The sequence below is a fragment of the Bacillus sp. FSL E2-8868 genome (assembly GCF_038005505.1).
GTDB classification, from domain to species: Bacteria; Bacillota; Bacilli; order Bacillales; family Bacillaceae_G; genus Bacillus_A; species Bacillus_A mycoides.
The window spans coordinates 715048-731258 of record NZ_JBBOTI010000002.1; the positions used below are offsets into that span (position 1 = coordinate 715048).

The following is a 16211-nucleotide window of genomic DNA, read 5'->3' on the forward strand; positions in this document are numbered from 1 at the left end:
TTTATGAACGGAATATGAACAGATTATTACATTCTATTATTTGAAATAAAAAAGGCCATTCCACAACTATTCATTGCGGAATGGCCTTTTAACTTATTTTAAATCTTCAATTGAAAAGGCACCAGGCAGTAACTGCTCTACAGTCACTTCTTTTTCATCACCTTTTACATTCGTTAGTAATACAGGCATTTTCGGATCACAAAATTCAGCAATAACTTGTCTACAAGCACCACATGGTGAAATCGGTCCGTCTGTTTCGCCTGTAATGACTAAGTAACTAAAATCGCGCTCACCTTCTGATACGGCTTTAAAGATCGCTGTTCTTTCTGCACAGTTACATAAACCGTAAGAAGCATTTTCTATATTACAACCAGTATAGATTTTACCTTCTTTCGTAACTAATGCTGCACCAACAGGAAATTTAGAATACGGAATATATGCTTTTGACAACATCTTATTTGCTTCTTCGATATATTTTTTCTTATCCATATTATTTCCTCCTCAAAGTAAATGTAATTATGATTAGTCAGTAATAACTGTATGAACTAATTTAGGAGCCACTGCTGTTTCAGCGATAGAAATGTTTTCATAAATTTTAGCTTTTACATCTTCTACATTTTCACGATTTGCATAAATCGTTACGAATGGCTCGCCTTCTTTTACTGCATCACCAACTTTTTTACGTAACATTAATCCTACCGCTAAATCGATTTCATCTTCTTTTGTCGCACGACCTGCACCTAATAACATAGCTGCGATACCGATTTCATCTGCAACAATGTTAGAAATAACACCTGAAGTTTTTGCAGGTACATCAATTACATACTTCGCTTGTGGCATTTTTTCTGGATTGTCTACAATTGAGCTGTCTCCGCCTTGGTTGCTTAAGAACTCTTTAAATTTCTCAGTTGCTTTTCCGTTTTCCATAACTTCAATTAGCATTTCACGAGCTTCTTCTAATGTATTTGCTTTTTTCGCAAGTACGACCATTTGGCTTCCTAATACAAGTACTAATTCTGTTAAATCTTCTGGACCTTCGCCTTTTAAAGTATCAATTGCTTCCTTCACTTCTAGAGCGTTACCAATCGCAAAACCAAGAGGTTGTGACATATCTGAAATTACTGCCATCGTTTGACGTCCAACATTATTTCCGATACGTACCATTGCATGAGCTAATTCTTTTGCATCTTCTTCGGTTTTCATAAATGCACCAGCACCTGTTTTTACATCAAGTACGATTGCATCAGCACCAGCTGCAATTTTTTTACTCATAATTGAACTTGCAATTAGAGGAATTGAATTTACTGTTCCTGTTACATCACGTAATGCATAAATCTTTTTATCAGCAGGTGTTAAGTTTCCTGTCTGTCCGATAACAGCCACTTTGTCACGGTTTACAATATCAATGAACTGTTCTTTCGTAATTTCAACGTGGAATCCTTCTACCGCTTCTAATTTATCAATTGTCCCGCCCGTATGTCCTAAACCACGACCAGACATTTTTGCTACTGGTACATCTAAAGCAGCGACTAATGGTCCTAATACTAATGTTGTTGTATCACCAACACCGCCAGTTGAATGCTTATCTACTTTAATGCCTTCAATTGCTGATAAGTCAATTGTTTCTCCAGACTCAACCATTGCCATCGTTAAATCTGCACGTTCACGATCCGTCATATCTTTAAAGAAAATTGCCATTGCAAGTGCACTCGCTTGATAGTCAGGAATACTTCCGTCTGTATAACCGTTAATAAAGAAATTAATTTCTTCAGTTGTTAATTCTTTTCCATCACGTTTTTTCGCAATAATATCTACCATTCTCATTACAATCACCATTCCTTTTTATATTATATGAATCTGTTAAAATAATAAGCCAACGATTGTTGCTGATAAGAAACTTACTAATGTTGCACCGAAAAGTAATTTCAAACCGAATCTTGCGACTACATTCCCTTGTTTTTCATTTAAGCTCTTAACTGCCCCTGCAATAATCCCGATTGAAGAGAAGTTTGCAAATGAAACTAAGAATACAGATATAATCGCTGTCGTTCTATCTGAGAAATTAAAGTTTCCTTGTGCTAAATCTGTCATCGCAACAAATTCATTTGATACAAGTTTTGTCGCCATAATATTCCCTGCGTTAACTGCTTCATGCCATGGAACACCCATAATAAATGCAAATGGTGCAAATACATAACCAAGAATTTCTTGGAATGAGATACCGATTACACCTTTAAATACTGCATTAATGAATGCGATAAGAGCAACGAAACCAATTAACATAGCTGCCACTGTAATCGCAACTTTAAATCCATCTATAATGTATTCCCCTAATACTTCAAAGAATGTCTTTTTCTCTTCTTCTTGTACTTCTAACATATCTTCTTCTTCAGTAACTTCATACGGGTTAATGATAGAAGCAATAATGAAGCCACCGAATAAGTTAAGCACTAAAGCGGTTACAACATATTGCGGTTTTAATAACACCATATATGATCCAACGATAGACATAGATACTGTAGACATTGCAGATGCACATAATGTATACATTCTTTTCTCTGGCAATAATCCTAGTTGTTTCTTAACTGAAATAAACACTTCAGATTGTCCTAAAATCGCAGAAGCTACCGCGTTATATGATTCGAGTTTCCCCATCCCATTTACTTTACTTAATACTAGACCGATAGATTTCACAATAATAGGTAATACTTTAATGTGTTGCAAAATACCTATTAAAGCTGATATAAATACGATTGGCATTAATACACTTAAAAAGAATGAAAACTCTTTTTGATTTACTAATCCACCAAATACGAAATTCACACCATCAGCGGCATATTTTAATAATTCTCCAAAACCATCTGCTATTCCGCTAATTAATATATTCCCTACGCTTGTATTTAATAATAAAAACCCCAAAATGAATTGTAATATAACCATCGTTATGATTGGGCGATATTTGACTTTCTTTCTATCATTACTAGCAAGCCAAGCGATACCTAAAATCAATACGAGGCCTAAAACACCGATTAAGTATTTCATAAGCCGTCTCCTCCCATTCGTATCCGCTTACATTCTTTTCAATTGTTAAAGCAATAGATACACTTTACTTTAAACGTGTATCTATTGCTTTTCACACTTTATTAATTAGTAATTATCTGTAGCACCTTTTGCATCATTTAATACGATTGCAACACTAGCACTTGCTCCAACGCGAGAAGCTCCAGCCTCTACCATTTTGTCTGCATCTTCACGTGTACGAACGCCGCCAGATGCTTTCACGCCAACGTTTGGTCCAACTGTTTTACGCATTAATGCGATATCTTCTGCAGTCGCTCCGCCAGTTGAGAATCCAGTTGAAGTTTTTACGAAATCAGCGCCAGCTTTTACTGATAATTCACAAGCACGAACTTTTTCTTCATCTGTTAGAAGGCAAGTTTCAATGATTACTTTTACAAGAGCTTTTCCTTTTGCTGCTTGTACTACTTCATAAATGTCTTTTTCAACGAACTCATTGTCGCCATCTTTTAAAGCACCTACGTTGATTACCATATCAACTTCAGTTGCACCTTTTGCGATAGCATCTTTTGTTTCGAATGCTTTTGTTTCAGTAGTGCTTGCTCCTAATGGGAAACCGATTACAGTACAAACGTCTACATCATGTCCAGCTAATTCTTCAGCAGCTAGCTTTACCCATGTAGGATTAATACAAACTGAAGCAAATTTGTATTGCTTTGCCTCTTCGATTACTTTCATAACATCTTCTTTTGTAGAATTTGGTTTTAAAATTGTATGATCAATTAACTTTGCAATGTTCATTATCTTCACTCCTCATATCTTTTAACAACTTCATTCTAACCCTTAGTTGAACAAATGTAAATACACTTTTGAACTTTTGTTCATTCTTTTTCAGAAGGGGATTTCTAGTAATACATTGAAAGTAGTATAAGCTTGTAAATAAAGGATGTGAATCACTTGTTTAAGTCAAAATTCTTTATATTCACATTGCTAGTATGCACCTCACTATCCATATTTATTTTTTATAAAAGAGATGCTATTTTCCAAGAAGGAAACCCAGTTCCATTTGCTTTAGCTATGTCTAAGATGGTTATTCAAGATAAAGAAATGGTGGAAGTAGAACCGATAGATAATCAATACCCCTACTTAGTAAAGCGCGGAAAAATGGAACCTTTTATCGATATGATGGAGCAAGATGGCTGGAGTTTTGTAGATAGAGATATTATGGCTAACTCACTAATTTTTGAAAAAGGAGATCAATCAAAGAGCGTTCCTTACAAATACTTTACAAGGTACTACACATTGATTTATTCATACTAAAAATAAAAGGCTTTCTCAAAATTAATATTTTGAGAAAGCCTTTTATTTCTAACCTTTTTGATAATGTAACAATTCTTTCGCTGTATGCTGATCTATAATTAGTACATTTGCATACCCGCCACGTAACGCACCGTCAATTGCTTTTATTTTTCTATTACCACCTGCAACTAAAATAGAACGTTTCTTTAACTTTAACTCTTCTAACTCAATTCCAATTGTACGCTTATTAATTTCTTCGCTACTAATATTTCCGTCTCCATCAAAGAAACGTGAACAAATGTCACCGACAGCTTGTTCTTTCAAAATGTTCGTTTCATCCTTATCTAAATATCCTAATCGGAATAATAACGCTTCATCACGCACTGTTCCAACAGTGAAAATTGCAATATTTGCTTGTTTCCCCATTTCAATAATGTGATGAATATGTCTATCTTGCTCCACTAATTCTTTTGTCACCGCATTATCAAATATAACTGGAAGAGGTAGATTTCTTGGCGTCGTTTGAAAAGCATCTGCAAATAACGCGATCGTTTCATTCGCATATGTATTTACACTTGAGTGACTAATGCCACCTTTTAACTGGACAACCTCTACACCTTTCACATGTTGCGGTACGATTTTTCTAGCGATTTCATACATCGTCATTCCCCAGCTTACACCAACGATATCACCAGTTTTCACTGTCTTTTCCATATACTCAGCTGCATATTTACTAATATACTCAGTAATCGTTGCATATTCTGGCACTGGAGAAAATACAACATGCGCCTCTAACAAGTTGTACTTTTCTTTAAGTAAGTTCCCGACGTTATCTAAATCAGCAAATGGATCTGCTATACTAATTTGAACAAATCCTTTTTCTTTCGCGTACTTTAATAATCTAGAGATTGTCGGTCTTGAGATATTTAATTTGTTAGCAATTTCTTGCTGACTATAATCTGATTGATAATATAATCTTGCAACTTCAACGCTTAATTGTTGTTTATCCTTATCCATAGTAACTCATTACATATCCTTTCCTGTATTTCCTTTTCGTTACAAGCATTATACAGCTTTATGCAAAAAAATTCGACTACCGAATTTTCTCTAACTGAACTTCTACTACACTTAGTATTTACAATGAAACTTTTATTTTTTAGCTTCATACACTCGATACAAATGATCTTGAATCAGATAAAGTGAAACTTTAATCAGTGGGGGTTTTGTTCATCCCCCACTGATTATTAGCCCTCACCAATCGGGCTTTTACGGGCAGTCCGACTCCCACCTAACTCCCTCGTATTCGCCGAATTTTGAGGTGGGAGTCTTACTGCCCGCAAATAGCGGGATAAATCGATTCATATTTAATTCATTCTTTTTGTTCTTTCTGTAGTAACAATAACAAACATTAAATATCGTTTATGGAACTTCCTTAACGTACGGTAAAGCCAAGTTTTTTAATATAGAAATTCCTTAGCGTGCGAAATTCACGTTTTGATGGCGAGACCCCATCGCCATCAAGCTAAAATTTTATAATACCCCCAGAACGAAATTTTGTGCTACTTGTAACAAAAAAGCACATTTTTTCGTTTTGGGGAGCAACCAAATTCTTAACTTGATGGTGATGGGATATTTACTTTTCTGAGCTTGATAGCGATGGACGATATCCCTATTACGTAATGATTGTTAGACGTCCAATTTGATTACACTCTTCAGCGAACCAAAGATCGCCATCCGGACAAAACGTGATACCATGTGGCTCTGCATTATTTGTAGGTATCGTATATTCCGTAATAACTCCTTCAACTGTAATACGGCTGATTTGGTTACCTCCCCATTCTGTGAACCAAAGATCTCTGTTCTTCCCAGGTATTATGGCATGAGGACGAGCGTTCGGCGTCGGTATAACAAATTCTTTGATCTCACCTTCGAACGTAATTCTACCAATTTTATTGCCTATGATTTGCACAAACCATATTGCTCCATCTGGGCCGCTCGCAATTCCAACTGGCCCGGAGTTGGGTGTTGGGATTGGATATTCTTTGACCTCACCTTTAGTGGTTATTCTCCCAATCCTATTGTTCTGATTCTGTGTAAACCATAATGCACCGTCTGATCCCAGAGTAATAAAAGAGGGAAATGATTTGGAGTTAGGCAATTCAAACTCGGTGATTTCCCCTGACTTTGTTATTCTTCCGATCCTACCATTATTCATTTCTGTAAACCATATTGCTCCATCTGGGCCTTCCGTTATGCCAAAAGGTGCAGCGTTCGTTGTAGGGAGTACATATTCTTCAAAAAGACCGTTCATCGACATTTTACCGATCTTGCTTGAGTTATATTCCGTAAACCATAAGTCACCGGTCTGGTCCGAGATAATTGACATAGCTCCTGCATTTGCTGTCGGAATGGGAAAAGAATTTATTTCACCAGTAGCATTTATTCTACCAATTCGATTCCCTTTCTGTTCCGTAAACCACAATGCTCCGTCTTTTCCTACGGTTATTCCATATGGTCCTGAATCTATTTCATTGACCACATATTCTTGTATCGTGATCCTCATATCATTTCCTCCCATTGAAAATTTCGAGTCTTGTTTTTCGGTATAATTTAGTTTAAAAAAGGACATTCCTGGTATTACAGTGGATGCCCTTTTTGCTAAATTATAAGATATTTTGTTAGAATTCAAAGTCTAGAATCATTTTACTGGTTTGACCTGTAAACTTATAATTATAGGACCCTTTCAGGCTTTCTAATTCACCAGTAGCTTTGATGATTGTTGCAGGGGAATCTAGATTTCCTTTATCAAATATCCCTTGCTCTATAGCTATAAATGTCCCTCGTTTTCCCTTATAAATTCCTTCGAAATGTAAAAATCCAGAAATTTTAGCAGTAGCCAAGTGACCATCATCTATAGTTGATTCTAAATAATATAATAAATATTCAACAAAAGCTTTTCCTTTTAATTCACCGTCAATATCATATTCGACATGGGCAATATTAATAGGGAAATCTTTTCTAGTGTCATTGACTGGCTTTTCATCCCATTTACTTACTGTAAATGTTACTTCCATACGCGTAAACCTCCCTTCATCATTAGATGAGTAATCTACCTCCAGTATATCACCTAAAAAGTACCATCAATAATTATATCTCATAGGAGTGTTTCTAAAGTAACGGATGCTGCTGGTAAGACCCTGTTAAGAGCAAAAGACGACTTATTTTTTGTTCTTCTTATATGACATTGAAAGTAAATTTTTATTTAACAGTTTACTTTCATTTTTATTAAAAAAGAACACGTAGAAATTACTACATGTTCTTTATGAGACGGTTCATTTTTAAATATTACGTATCTTCTAGATTTTTCTTATTATATAGTTGTGTCCTTCTATTTCTTTTCCCTCATTTCAACAGCAAAGTTCATGATCTCTTCCTCTGTTAATTTTTCTTCAGTGGTTAAGATCGGACGGATTACTCTATACGTTTCTTAATTATTTCAATTGTACTAGAAATTGTGAATTAAAAAAGAGAGCCGTAGCCCTCACTTTCAATTAATAGCAATTAAGGATGCTTCGAGGGTATTTAATAGTCTACATTTTAAGGAATGTAGGCTAAGTAATATAAGTTAATCTGTTATTAATTTTGAATAAATACTTAGATCAATAAACTTTTCATTAGATTTTTCACACTTTCTCATCGTCCCTTCGAATGTAAAGTTTAACTTTTGTAAGACTTTTATTGAATTGATGTTTTCAGATTCAACTTTTGCTTCTATTCTATTGAATTCTAAAGTACTAAACGCATAATCCATTAAAGAGAGAATGGCTTCTGGCGCATACCCCTTACCCCAAAAAGCTTTACTAATATCGTAACCAATTTCTGCTTTGGCGTTTTTGAAATCAAATGAATTATAACCACAAGAACCGATAATTTCATTTGATTCTAATTCAATTATTGAATAACGAATAGCTCTGTTTTCCCGAGATAACTTATCAAGCATTTCAATCATATCTACCGCTTGGCTTTCATCAGTAAAACTATTGATATTCATAAATTTTGTAACTTCTGGATCCGCCCAAATTGTAAACATGCTAGCTGAGTCTGATACTTTCATTTTTCTTAAAACTAATCTTTCGGTTTGTAGTTCTGTAATCAATATTTTTACCTCCATTATGTTTTTATTTTGGGGTCAAGATATTGATATCTGCGCATAGTTCAGTCCCTTCGTGTTTCAAGATAATATTATTATAAAAGCTATAAAGGATGAACCAATAAATTTCAAAAATTTGGTTATGTTACAGTTTATGATAACTGCGTAATAAAGAAAAATGAAACAATTGTATTGTGATTTTTAAACATCTTTAATTTTATTCTTATTTACCGTTCGTTGAGAGCAATTATTTTTTAGTTGCTGTATTTCCCATTGCAATAGAAATTCTATTCCAACTGTTGATTTGATTAATTACCAGAACAAGGTCAACATATTGTTTCTCGTCATAGTGTTCACGTACTCGCTTATATAGGTCTTCAGGAACTCTTTTAGTGGGAATTAGAGTAATATGCTCAGATAGTTCAAGAGCAACTTTCTCTTCAGGTGTATAAAAATCACATTCATTCCAAGCATTCAAGCAATAAATTCGTTGTTCGGTTTCACCTATCTTACGGGCATCTGATGTATGCATATCCATGCAGAAAGCACAACCGTTAATTTGAGAGACTCTAATCTTTATAAGTTCTCTAGTAATTCGATTAATTGTAGATTTCTTAGTGTACTTCTCCATATCCATCATAATTTTCATGCCATCAGGTGCAACATCATAGTAGGAAATTCTTTGACTCATAAGGCAAGACCTCCTTTGATTTTAAGATACTTATAATTATACCTTAATACGAACATTCGTGCTATTTTTTTGTTTGTAAAGCATTCGAAATCAAAGAGAATTTCAGTTATAGACAGTGTAATTAGTTGTTTCATGGTACGTAAATATCGCAAATGAGTAACCGTATTTTCCAAACAAATATTTTCACTTTTTAATTACTTTATTATTACCGTCAGAATAAATTGAATAACTCTATTAATTTTTAAATGATTTTATTATAAATGAAACAATTTTATTATCACCAAACAACTACATAATTTTGATCAAACTTTATTCGAAAGCTACAGTGTTTTTATCTTCCTATAGTTATTTATGGGGATTTAGTTAATTTTTTCGTTTTGGAGAACAACTAATTTCTTAGCTTGATAAGCATGTGACGAGACCCCCTGCCCGTCAAGCTAAAGTTTTAATGTACCCCCAAAATAAAAATTTTCTTTCACTACAGTTAATTACTTTGAGAAGTCAGCGGATTTTTTCATTTTAGGGGGATTTTGTTTTGTTAGCTTGATAGTGATGGGATACAGCCAACATTTTGGAAGTTTTATATGCTAAGCGAATTTTAACCTAAAAAAGTCGAATTCCTGTACGTTAAGTGAAGTGGCATTTCATTCACATAATCCCTATTATCTGAAGTTAATAAAGTCTGTTACACTCTCTTCTTTAAAAACGTTTCCATAATATCCTTCTTGAATCTTTTATAATCAAGCTGAAAAGCTACATTATGCGTTTTATAGCCTGGATTAGTAGCAAAACGAAAGTCTGCAATACTTTGACCAAATCCTTCTCCTTGATCAGGAATTACTTTAATGGGTACTCTTGAAAGGCCAACAGCCTCTTGATTCAGCAAATACCACACTGTTACAAAATCATGCATAGGGCTTCCACTTATACCAGGATTAGACTTAGAGTAGAATTTATAATAATAGTCTAACATAGGTTTGATGATGAGTCCTGCAAGATCCTGTGTATTCCGATGAAATGCATCGATTTGCTGGACCATTTCGGGTGTAACAATCGCATGTTGAGTCACATTTAAAGGAATAATTGTCAAGTTCTTTGCATGCTGCAGAATTAAGTTTGCTGCATAAGGGTCTGAGTAAAAGTTAGCTTCAGCCACAGCAGTTACGTTACCTGGATAGAAAAAAGCTCCCCCCATGCAAATACATTCTCTTACGTTTCGCATTGTTTCTAAATTCAACACAAAAGTCGTAGCTAGCGAAGAAAGTCTTCCTAAATTGATAATTGTAAGATCTTCTAAATTTGATTCTATAATTTGATAAATATCATTTAAAGGATACACTGGATATGAAATTTCAGGGGGAATGATAGGTCCTAATCCGACTTTTCCATGTACCTCAGGGAAATACTGAATCAATATACCTGTCAACGGTACAGAAGCACCAAGGAATACGGGTATCTCTTCTCTTCCCGCAATGTACTTCAAATAGTTAATATTTCTTATTGCATTTTCTCTGGATACATTTCCATAATCGGCTACAATTCCTACAAGTTGAATGTCTTTACGAAAAAAAGTGTACAGTATAGCAAACGCATCATCAATCCCCAAATCTGTAAACAGGAGAACCTTTTTTTTCATATCTCTTCCTCCAAAATCTATAGAATCCTACTTTCACTAATGATGTAGTGATCAGACTAAGCTTGTATGTATATATTTTATGTATTCTTAAAGAGTGGATTCTATTCACTTGAAATAGCTTTGCTCATCTAAATTTGATATTATGTTCAAGCGTAAGTTTCTGTTCTTAAGTTCATAGGCATGGTGTGCTATCCCATGCCCATCAACTTAAGAATTTTTTAACACCCCAAAACGAAAAAACAAGTTAAATTCTCATAGATAACTATCTTATAATTAATTATATAATTTATTTTTTAAATATAATAATATAAAGATATTTCTCTTAAAAGGGGGGGATTCAAATTGGTTAAAAACTTACCTTTATACTAATAGTTATTTTAATACTAGATGTAAGTTCTTCTACATTAAGTACGGACGGATACTTTTCTCCAGTTATAGAATGGTCTTTAATGATTATAAGTATTATTTTAAACATTACTGCAGTTATAGGCTTATCACTACACGTCTTTGTATATCAACCTATGAAAAGATTTGAAAAAATTAAAATGAAATCTTCAAATAAAATAATTATATTTGAGGTAACACCACCTCGCCATCGAGTGTTGATTTAGAAAAAAGTTTAATTATAAATATTTTATGATATTCAATAAATTTAACTTATAAAAATATTTTTATTCTTATTCAACTATCCTGCCCCGTTAGTTTAAGTACATTTCTTCACAATTTTTACAGTGATAGTAACATAAATACCCAACAAAAAATCATCTCACCTCTAGAAATCTATAATGATAGTTTTAGAATAAGTGAATAAGAGAAATAACCACCATTGATTATTTCTCTTTTCATATACATATTTATTTTTGGAAAAATAACCTAACTCCAAATACTAACAATACTGCGCCAGTAATACCTTCTATTGTACGGTTCACTTTTTCTTTTCTTAAAAAAGTTCTTAATTGACGTATTAGTGAGATATAAAGTAAATACCATATTGCTGTCAAAGTCGTAAATGTGAGTCCTAACAAAAGAAATTGGAAGAGATGACTTTGATTGTTCACAATAAATTGGGGTAGAAAACTAAGGAAAAATACAGCAGTTTTTGGATTTAAGATTGCCGTGGTAAATCCTTGTCTAAAACTTTTAATCGTTCCAATATCCTTAGAGTTCATTCCCACTGAACCTGACATATCTTCTTTTTTAGAAAAGGCACTTTTAATTGACTTTACAGCTAAGTAAATTAAATAAAAAGCCCCAGCATATTTTATTAATGTAAATAGCATAGCAAATTTCATTAGGATAGCAGAAAGTCCTAGTGTAGCCATTATTGTATGAATCATCATTCCAGATACCGTTCCTAAGACGGTCTTTATCCCACCATTTTTACCATGCGAGATAGTGTTTTTTGTAACTAAGGCAAAACCGGGACCAGGCATTATTATGATTAGGATTGCTGTAAGGATAAATAACAAATAATTTTCCATGTTCTAGTATTTCCTTTCCAATTTTTAGTTTTGCCTATAGTATAGCTTTTTTACTTAAAATATTAAATATAAAAAGCGTGATCAGGAGTTTATCGAGTTTATTAGTATCAATTTGACCAAACATTATCCTAAAGTTACATTGATAAAATGCACGGCAAACTTATGGGTAAAATTACAAGATCGGCTCTCACAAAAAACGGGATAAAAAAATAAACAGTGGAACTACTCCGCTGTTTATTTCGCCACGCCTTCATGTAATTTTTCTGTATAATCTTTTACATCCTTCCAGCTATCTTTCGCTGTATTTAAATCTTCTTTTATAAAGGTAAATTCTTCAGGACTGATTCCTTTTACGTTTTGTAGTAAATTATTATATTTCGCACCTACCGTATACCACTGATTTGATATGTTTTGCAGTGCTGTAATTGCTGCATCAATTGTTTCTGTCATATTAGTCGTTTTATTTTTCACATCTGTCAAAATTGCCACTTCTGCTTGTGCTCCTGAAATTCTATTCTTTAAACTGGCTATTTCTCGTTCTGCATTTGCAATATCTTTTTTCGCAATCGCAATCATCGGTCCGCCAGCAAGACATGTTATTAGCGCTACGCAAAGTACACCACCAGCGATAACCATATCATTACTCTTTTTAATCGAATCATTATATGTATTTATTTGTTGCTCTAATGCTGGAATACCAGCATTCGTACTTGCCAAAATCGCTGTTAATTGATTTGTATCCTCTTTAAAACTATTTGTGTCTTTCGCCATTCTATCGCGAAAAGCTTTCAAATTCCCTAATAATACATCTACCTCATTTTGATTCTTTAAAATGTCCGCATACAACTTTTCTAAATCTGCTTTTAACTTTACGCTATCTTTTTGATCAATCGCTAATAGCATGTCACTATAGTACGCTTGAAAAGTATTGTTGTAATCAATAATATTTTGATCCGTTTTCATAATTTGAGGCTTCATATTATTTAACCAATACGCCGCATTAATTTTTGCATCTTTTTGATGCTGAATCATATTCCCTCTTAAATTACCATTAATTGAACTTATTTTACTCAAATCAGTCTCTTGTTGATTTTGAATTAATTTTGCATATGAATCCATTGCGAATATGCTCGATGTCGTTTGCGCCATTACATCTTGGAGCCCTGCTGGTCCGAGAGAATAATTTTTTGCACTCTCTTGTAATGTTTTTATGTTTTGTTCTGCTGCGAAAGGATGTAAAGGAAATGCATTACTCGTTGCCACTCCAGCAATCATTATCGTTAAAATGCATTTCTTATAAAATCTTTTCTCCATACTTTTCACCTATTCTCTTTATAAGGATATCAAAAGCTCCTGCTCACAACTGAACAGGAGCTTCAACTCATTCATTAATACTTAACGCTCTTACGATTCTTATTCAATTATGCTTTTTTCGTATCTACTACTTTAATATCTTCAGCATAAATCTTTTCTGCATAGTCTTTAATGTTTTTCCAGCTATCTTTAGCTATATTCAAGTCTTCCTTAATGAAAACAAGGTCGTTTGGACTAATAGAGTCTACATTTTGAAGTAATGAATTATATTTCGATCCCATTGTATACCATTGGTTTGAAATATTTTGCAACGCTGTAATTGCTGTATCAATTGTGTTTGTTAAATACTCAGTTTGTGTTTTAATGTTCGTTAGTCCTGCCACTTCTAATTGGGCAGTTGTAACTTGTCCTGTTATCTTTTGAATTTCTGCCTGTGCATTATCAAGCTCTTTCTTCGCTAATACGATTCCAGCTGTTCCACCACCTACAGCTGCTGCACCACCTGCAATTAACGCGACTCCTAGCGGCGTTCCTGCACCTGTAGCAATAACTACTGCACCACCGATAATTGCAATTGGCCCTAGAGCTGTCGCAACTGATGAACCGATAATAATTGCATTATATTTACTAATCGCTTCATTGTACGTTGTAATTTGATTTTGCAGAAGCGGGATTCCTGCATCTTGACTAGCTAATATAGATGTAATTTGATTTGCATCACCTTTGAAGTTTTGCGTATCGGACGTCATTTTGTTTCGGAATTTTTTCAAGTCTTCTACTAACTGATCTACTTGCGCTTTATTTTCATTAATACTACTTGATAATCTAGTTAAACCTTTCGTAAGAGTCGCTTTATCTTTTGCATCTACCGCAGCGACTAAAGTATCATAATAGTTTTGGAATTTCGTATTGTAATTAATAATATTTTGATTCGTTGAAATAAGCTGTGGTTTTAATACATCTAACCATTGCTTCGCATTTCCTCTAGCTGTATCCTGGTGCTGAATCACTTTCCCTTTTAAAGCCGCATCAACAGACGATACATTACCAAAGTTAACATTACCTTGTTTAATAATTGTTAAAGCGTACAGATCCATTACTAAAGCGTTTGAACCCGTTCTTTCCATTGCATCTTTTAGGCCTTCTGGTCCTAATGAGTATTCCTCATAGTCATTATAAGCTTTTGCTACAGCATGAACTGGAGCTTGTTTCACTGTACTTTCAGCTGCATACGTATGGGCCGGCATAATATTCCCTGCTGCAAATACTGCCATAAGTGCTGATAGAGCCATTACTTTATAAGGTTTTTTTGTCATTTTTCTTCTCTCCCTATATCGCTAATTATTTTTCTGTTTAATGTACTTCAACGTTTGTAATGTAATCTTCAAATTGATTTGTTTGCTTATTCATTTCATCACTTACTTTTTTAAGTTGATTGAAATGTTTTTGAAGTAAACTACTGTCTGTATACGTGCCTTCTTCAATATTCGTTTGAATTTGGATCATATTATTATTTAAAACTTTCCAATCCGTTAATAACGTTTCTAAAGTTGCGATTTGGCGATCAATCAGTTCCGTAAAGCTACTTACTTGATCTTCAACGAATGTGATTTGAGTCGCCTCTGATTCAGTTTGTGATAACTTTTGAATAAGTGGTAGTAGCTCTTTTTGTTTTTGCTGAATACGAAGAGCTGCTTCTCTCGTTTGGCTATCTGCAGCATTTACAATTTCATTACTTAAAGTACCGATAGAAACGAAATCAATTGTTTTCGTTTGTGCAGTTTGATTTGTAATTGTAAATACTTGTTTACCAATATTAATAGAACCTTTAATAATTTCTTGAGGTCTATTCAAAATAGTCGTTAATTCCGCTTGAATTTCCCCTTGAATTCTTTTTATGTCTTCTCTTAATTTCACAATATCTCCACTTGATCCTTGCAGTGTTTTTATTGCTTCATCAGCTTTAATTGATAAGTTATTACTATCTTTGTCTAATACCGTTTTAAATCGATTTAACTCTAATAAATCTTGCTCCATACTCTCTTGAATGCTTTGGACCTGCAATTGTAATTTTCCATATGCGTTTGTAAAATCTGCTTTTGCCTGTTCATCTTCATTTACTTTTCCTGCTAGTTCATAGAGCTTACTATAATAGCTATTAAATCTAGTGCTGTATCTCATCATCTCTTGATTTAAGTCGATTAGCTTCGGATTATATTCATCAATCCACTCTCGTACATTCGCCTTTGCAAATTTTTGATGATTCGTCAAACTACTCATCGCATTTACCTTAATGTCTGGCTGTTGCAAAATAACTAATCCGTATGCTTGTATAAGCGGTGACTGTGATCCTAACATTCTAATTGAATTGGATAATGTATTTGGAGCAATTACATTTTGCGCATATACTGTTTTCACTTCTGTTTGCCCCTCCTTAGCGTAAGCGCTTACAGGAACGAAGCAACTCGTAGATACTGCTGTAACCAATAACCCTGTAATTAAAGTCTTTTTCACTTTAACTCCTCCTATGTATTAGCAACTATTACTATCGCATTTTAGTATTCTATTTTCTTGCAAATGATTTGAGATGGTTAAAAATAGAGAACGTTCTCACCGTGAGTC

Annotated in this window: 15 protein-coding genes and 1 pseudogene; 2 read left to right on the top strand and 14 right to left on the bottom strand. The window is 33.9% G+C overall.

Annotated features, from left to right (window positions below; all coding sequences use genetic code 11):
- Positions 1-93: 93 nt before the first annotated feature.
- The 4 genes from NSS74_RS14540 to deoC all read right to left on the bottom strand — a co-directional run bounded on the left by NSS74_RS14540 (position 94) and on the right by deoC (position 3819).
- Entirely contained in the window at positions 94-489 is a 396-nt protein-coding gene (locus NSS74_RS14540) for a cytidine deaminase (protein WP_000358532.1), read from the bottom strand.
- Between the two features lie 33 nt (positions 490-522).
- The gene (locus tag NSS74_RS14545; protein ID WP_002141297.1) at positions 523-1824 is read right to left on the bottom strand and encodes a pyrimidine-nucleoside phosphorylase; all 1302 of its coding nucleotides are present in this window, start codon (positions 1822-1824) and stop codon (positions 523-525) included.
- 36 nt (positions 1825-1860) lie between these two features.
- Positions 1861-3042 (bottom strand): NupC/NupG family nucleoside CNT transporter, encoded by a 1182-nt coding sequence (locus NSS74_RS14550; RefSeq protein ID WP_002035026.1) that lies wholly within the window; start codon positions 3040-3042, stop codon positions 1861-1863.
- Positions 3043-3147: 105 nt separating this feature from the next.
- The gene (deoC, locus tag NSS74_RS14555; protein WP_002012110.1) at positions 3148-3819 is read right to left on the bottom strand and encodes a deoxyribose-phosphate aldolase; all 672 of its coding nucleotides are present in this window, start codon (positions 3817-3819) and stop codon (positions 3148-3150) included.
- Between the two features lie 156 nt (positions 3820-3975).
- On the opposite strand from deoC, the gene NSS74_RS14560 reads away from it, so the two are divergent.
- The gene (locus NSS74_RS14560) at positions 3976-4338 is read left to right on the top strand and encodes a hypothetical protein (protein WP_002141296.1); all 363 of its coding nucleotides are present in this window, start codon (positions 3976-3978) and stop codon (positions 4336-4338) included.
- A 48-nt stretch (positions 4339-4386) separates the two neighbouring features.
- Here NSS74_RS14560 and NSS74_RS14565 read toward each other — a convergent pair whose 3' ends face one another.
- The 6 genes from NSS74_RS14565 to NSS74_RS14590 all read right to left on the bottom strand — a co-directional run bounded on the left by NSS74_RS14565 (position 4387) and on the right by NSS74_RS14590 (position 10794).
- Positions 4387-5334, bottom strand: a complete 948-nt coding sequence (locus NSS74_RS14565) for a sugar-binding transcriptional regulator (protein WP_000356572.1) — start codon at positions 5332-5334, stop codon at positions 4387-4389.
- A 655-nt stretch (positions 5335-5989) separates the two neighbouring features.
- Positions 5990-6880 carry a Vgb family protein gene (locus tag NSS74_RS14570; RefSeq protein WP_001223216.1) on the bottom strand — a complete coding sequence of 297 codons (891 nt, stop codon included), beginning with the start codon at positions 6878-6880 and terminating at the stop codon, positions 5990-5992.
- Between the two features lie 115 nt (positions 6881-6995).
- Positions 6996-7391, bottom strand: a complete 396-nt coding sequence (locus tag NSS74_RS14575) for a DUF3224 domain-containing protein (RefSeq protein ID WP_002141295.1) — start codon at positions 7389-7391, stop codon at positions 6996-6998.
- Between the two features lie 551 nt (positions 7392-7942).
- A complete protein-coding gene (locus tag NSS74_RS14580) occupies positions 7943-8473 on the bottom strand; it encodes a GNAT family N-acetyltransferase (protein WP_002126830.1) in 531 nt (176 codons plus the stop codon).
- A gap of 241 nt (positions 8474-8714) precedes the next feature.
- Positions 8715-9158 carry a carboxymuconolactone decarboxylase family protein gene (locus NSS74_RS14585; RefSeq protein WP_000083030.1) on the bottom strand — a complete coding sequence of 148 codons (444 nt, stop codon included), beginning with the start codon at positions 9156-9158 and terminating at the stop codon, positions 8715-8717.
- Between the two features lie 685 nt (positions 9159-9843).
- The gene (locus NSS74_RS14590; RefSeq protein ID WP_002126827.1) at positions 9844-10794 is read right to left on the bottom strand and encodes a nucleoside hydrolase; all 951 of its coding nucleotides are present in this window, start codon (positions 10792-10794) and stop codon (positions 9844-9846) included.
- 342 nt (positions 10795-11136) lie between these two features.
- On the opposite strand from NSS74_RS14590, the pseudogene NSS74_RS14595 reads away from it, so the two are divergent.
- Positions 11137-11405 (top strand): annotated as a pseudogene (locus NSS74_RS14595) (hypothetical protein).
- A gap of 243 nt (positions 11406-11648) precedes the next feature.
- Here the strand turns inward: NSS74_RS14595 and NSS74_RS14600 are convergent.
- The 4 genes from NSS74_RS14600 to nheA form a co-directional block, all read right to left on the bottom strand.
- Entirely contained in the window at positions 11649-12275 is a 627-nt protein-coding gene (locus NSS74_RS14600; protein WP_002031156.1) for a LysE family translocator, read from the bottom strand.
- 234 nt (positions 12276-12509) lie between these two features.
- Entirely contained in the window at positions 12510-13589 is a 1080-nt protein-coding gene (gene nheC / locus NSS74_RS14605) for a non-hemolytic enterotoxin subunit C (protein WP_002141292.1), read from the bottom strand.
- Positions 13590-13696: 107 nt separating this feature from the next.
- Positions 13697-14905 (bottom strand): non-hemolytic enterotoxin NHE subunit B, encoded by a 1209-nt coding sequence (nheB, locus tag NSS74_RS14610; RefSeq protein WP_000162968.1) that lies wholly within the window; start codon positions 14903-14905, stop codon positions 13697-13699.
- 37 nt (positions 14906-14942) lie between these two features.
- Complete coding sequence (gene nheA / locus NSS74_RS14615) at positions 14943-16103, bottom strand: non-hemolytic enterotoxin NHE subunit A (RefSeq protein WP_002141291.1); 1161 nt, start codon at positions 16101-16103, stop codon at positions 14943-14945.
- Between the last annotated feature and the right edge of the window lie 108 nt (positions 16104-16211).

Excerpts from the sequence above, each read along its gene's own strand:
- NSS74_RS14540 (WP_000358532.1), bottom strand. The coding sequence starts at position 489 with ATGGATAAGAAAAAATATATCGAAGAAGCAAATAAGATGTTGTCAAAA.
- NSS74_RS14545 (WP_002141297.1), bottom strand. The coding sequence starts at position 1,824 with ATGAGAATGGTAGATATTATTGCGAAAAAACGTGATGGAAAAGAATTA.
- NSS74_RS14550 (WP_002035026.1), bottom strand. The coding sequence starts at position 3,042 with ATGAAATACTTAATCGGTGTTTTAGGCCTCGTATTGATTTTAGGTATC.
- deoC (WP_002012110.1), bottom strand. The coding sequence starts at position 3,819 with ATGAACATTGCAAAGTTAATTGATCATACAATTTTAAAACCAAATTCT.
- NSS74_RS14565 (WP_000356572.1), bottom strand. The coding sequence starts at position 5,334 with ATGGATAAGGATAAACAACAATTAAGCGTTGAAGTTGCAAGATTATAT.
- NSS74_RS14570 (WP_001223216.1), bottom strand. The coding sequence starts at position 6,880 with ATGAGGATCACGATACAAGAATATGTGGTCAATGAAATAGATTCAGGA.
- NSS74_RS14575 (WP_002141295.1), bottom strand. The coding sequence starts at position 7,391 with ATGGAAGTAACATTTACAGTAAGTAAATGGGATGAAAAGCCAGTCAAT.
- NSS74_RS14585 (WP_000083030.1), bottom strand. The coding sequence starts at position 9,158 with ATGAGTCAAAGAATTTCCTACTATGATGTTGCACCTGATGGCATGAAA.
- NSS74_RS14590 (WP_002126827.1), bottom strand. The coding sequence starts at position 10,794 with ATGAAAAAAAAGGTTCTCCTGTTTACAGATTTGGGGATTGATGATGCG.
- NSS74_RS14600 (WP_002031156.1), bottom strand. The coding sequence starts at position 12,275 with ATGGAAAATTATTTGTTATTTATCCTTACAGCAATCCTAATCATAATA.
- nheC (WP_002141292.1), bottom strand. The coding sequence starts at position 13,589 with ATGGAGAAAAGATTTTATAAGAAATGCATTTTAACGATAATGATTGCT.
- nheB (WP_000162968.1), bottom strand. The coding sequence starts at position 14,905 with ATGACAAAAAAACCTTATAAAGTAATGGCTCTATCAGCACTTATGGCA.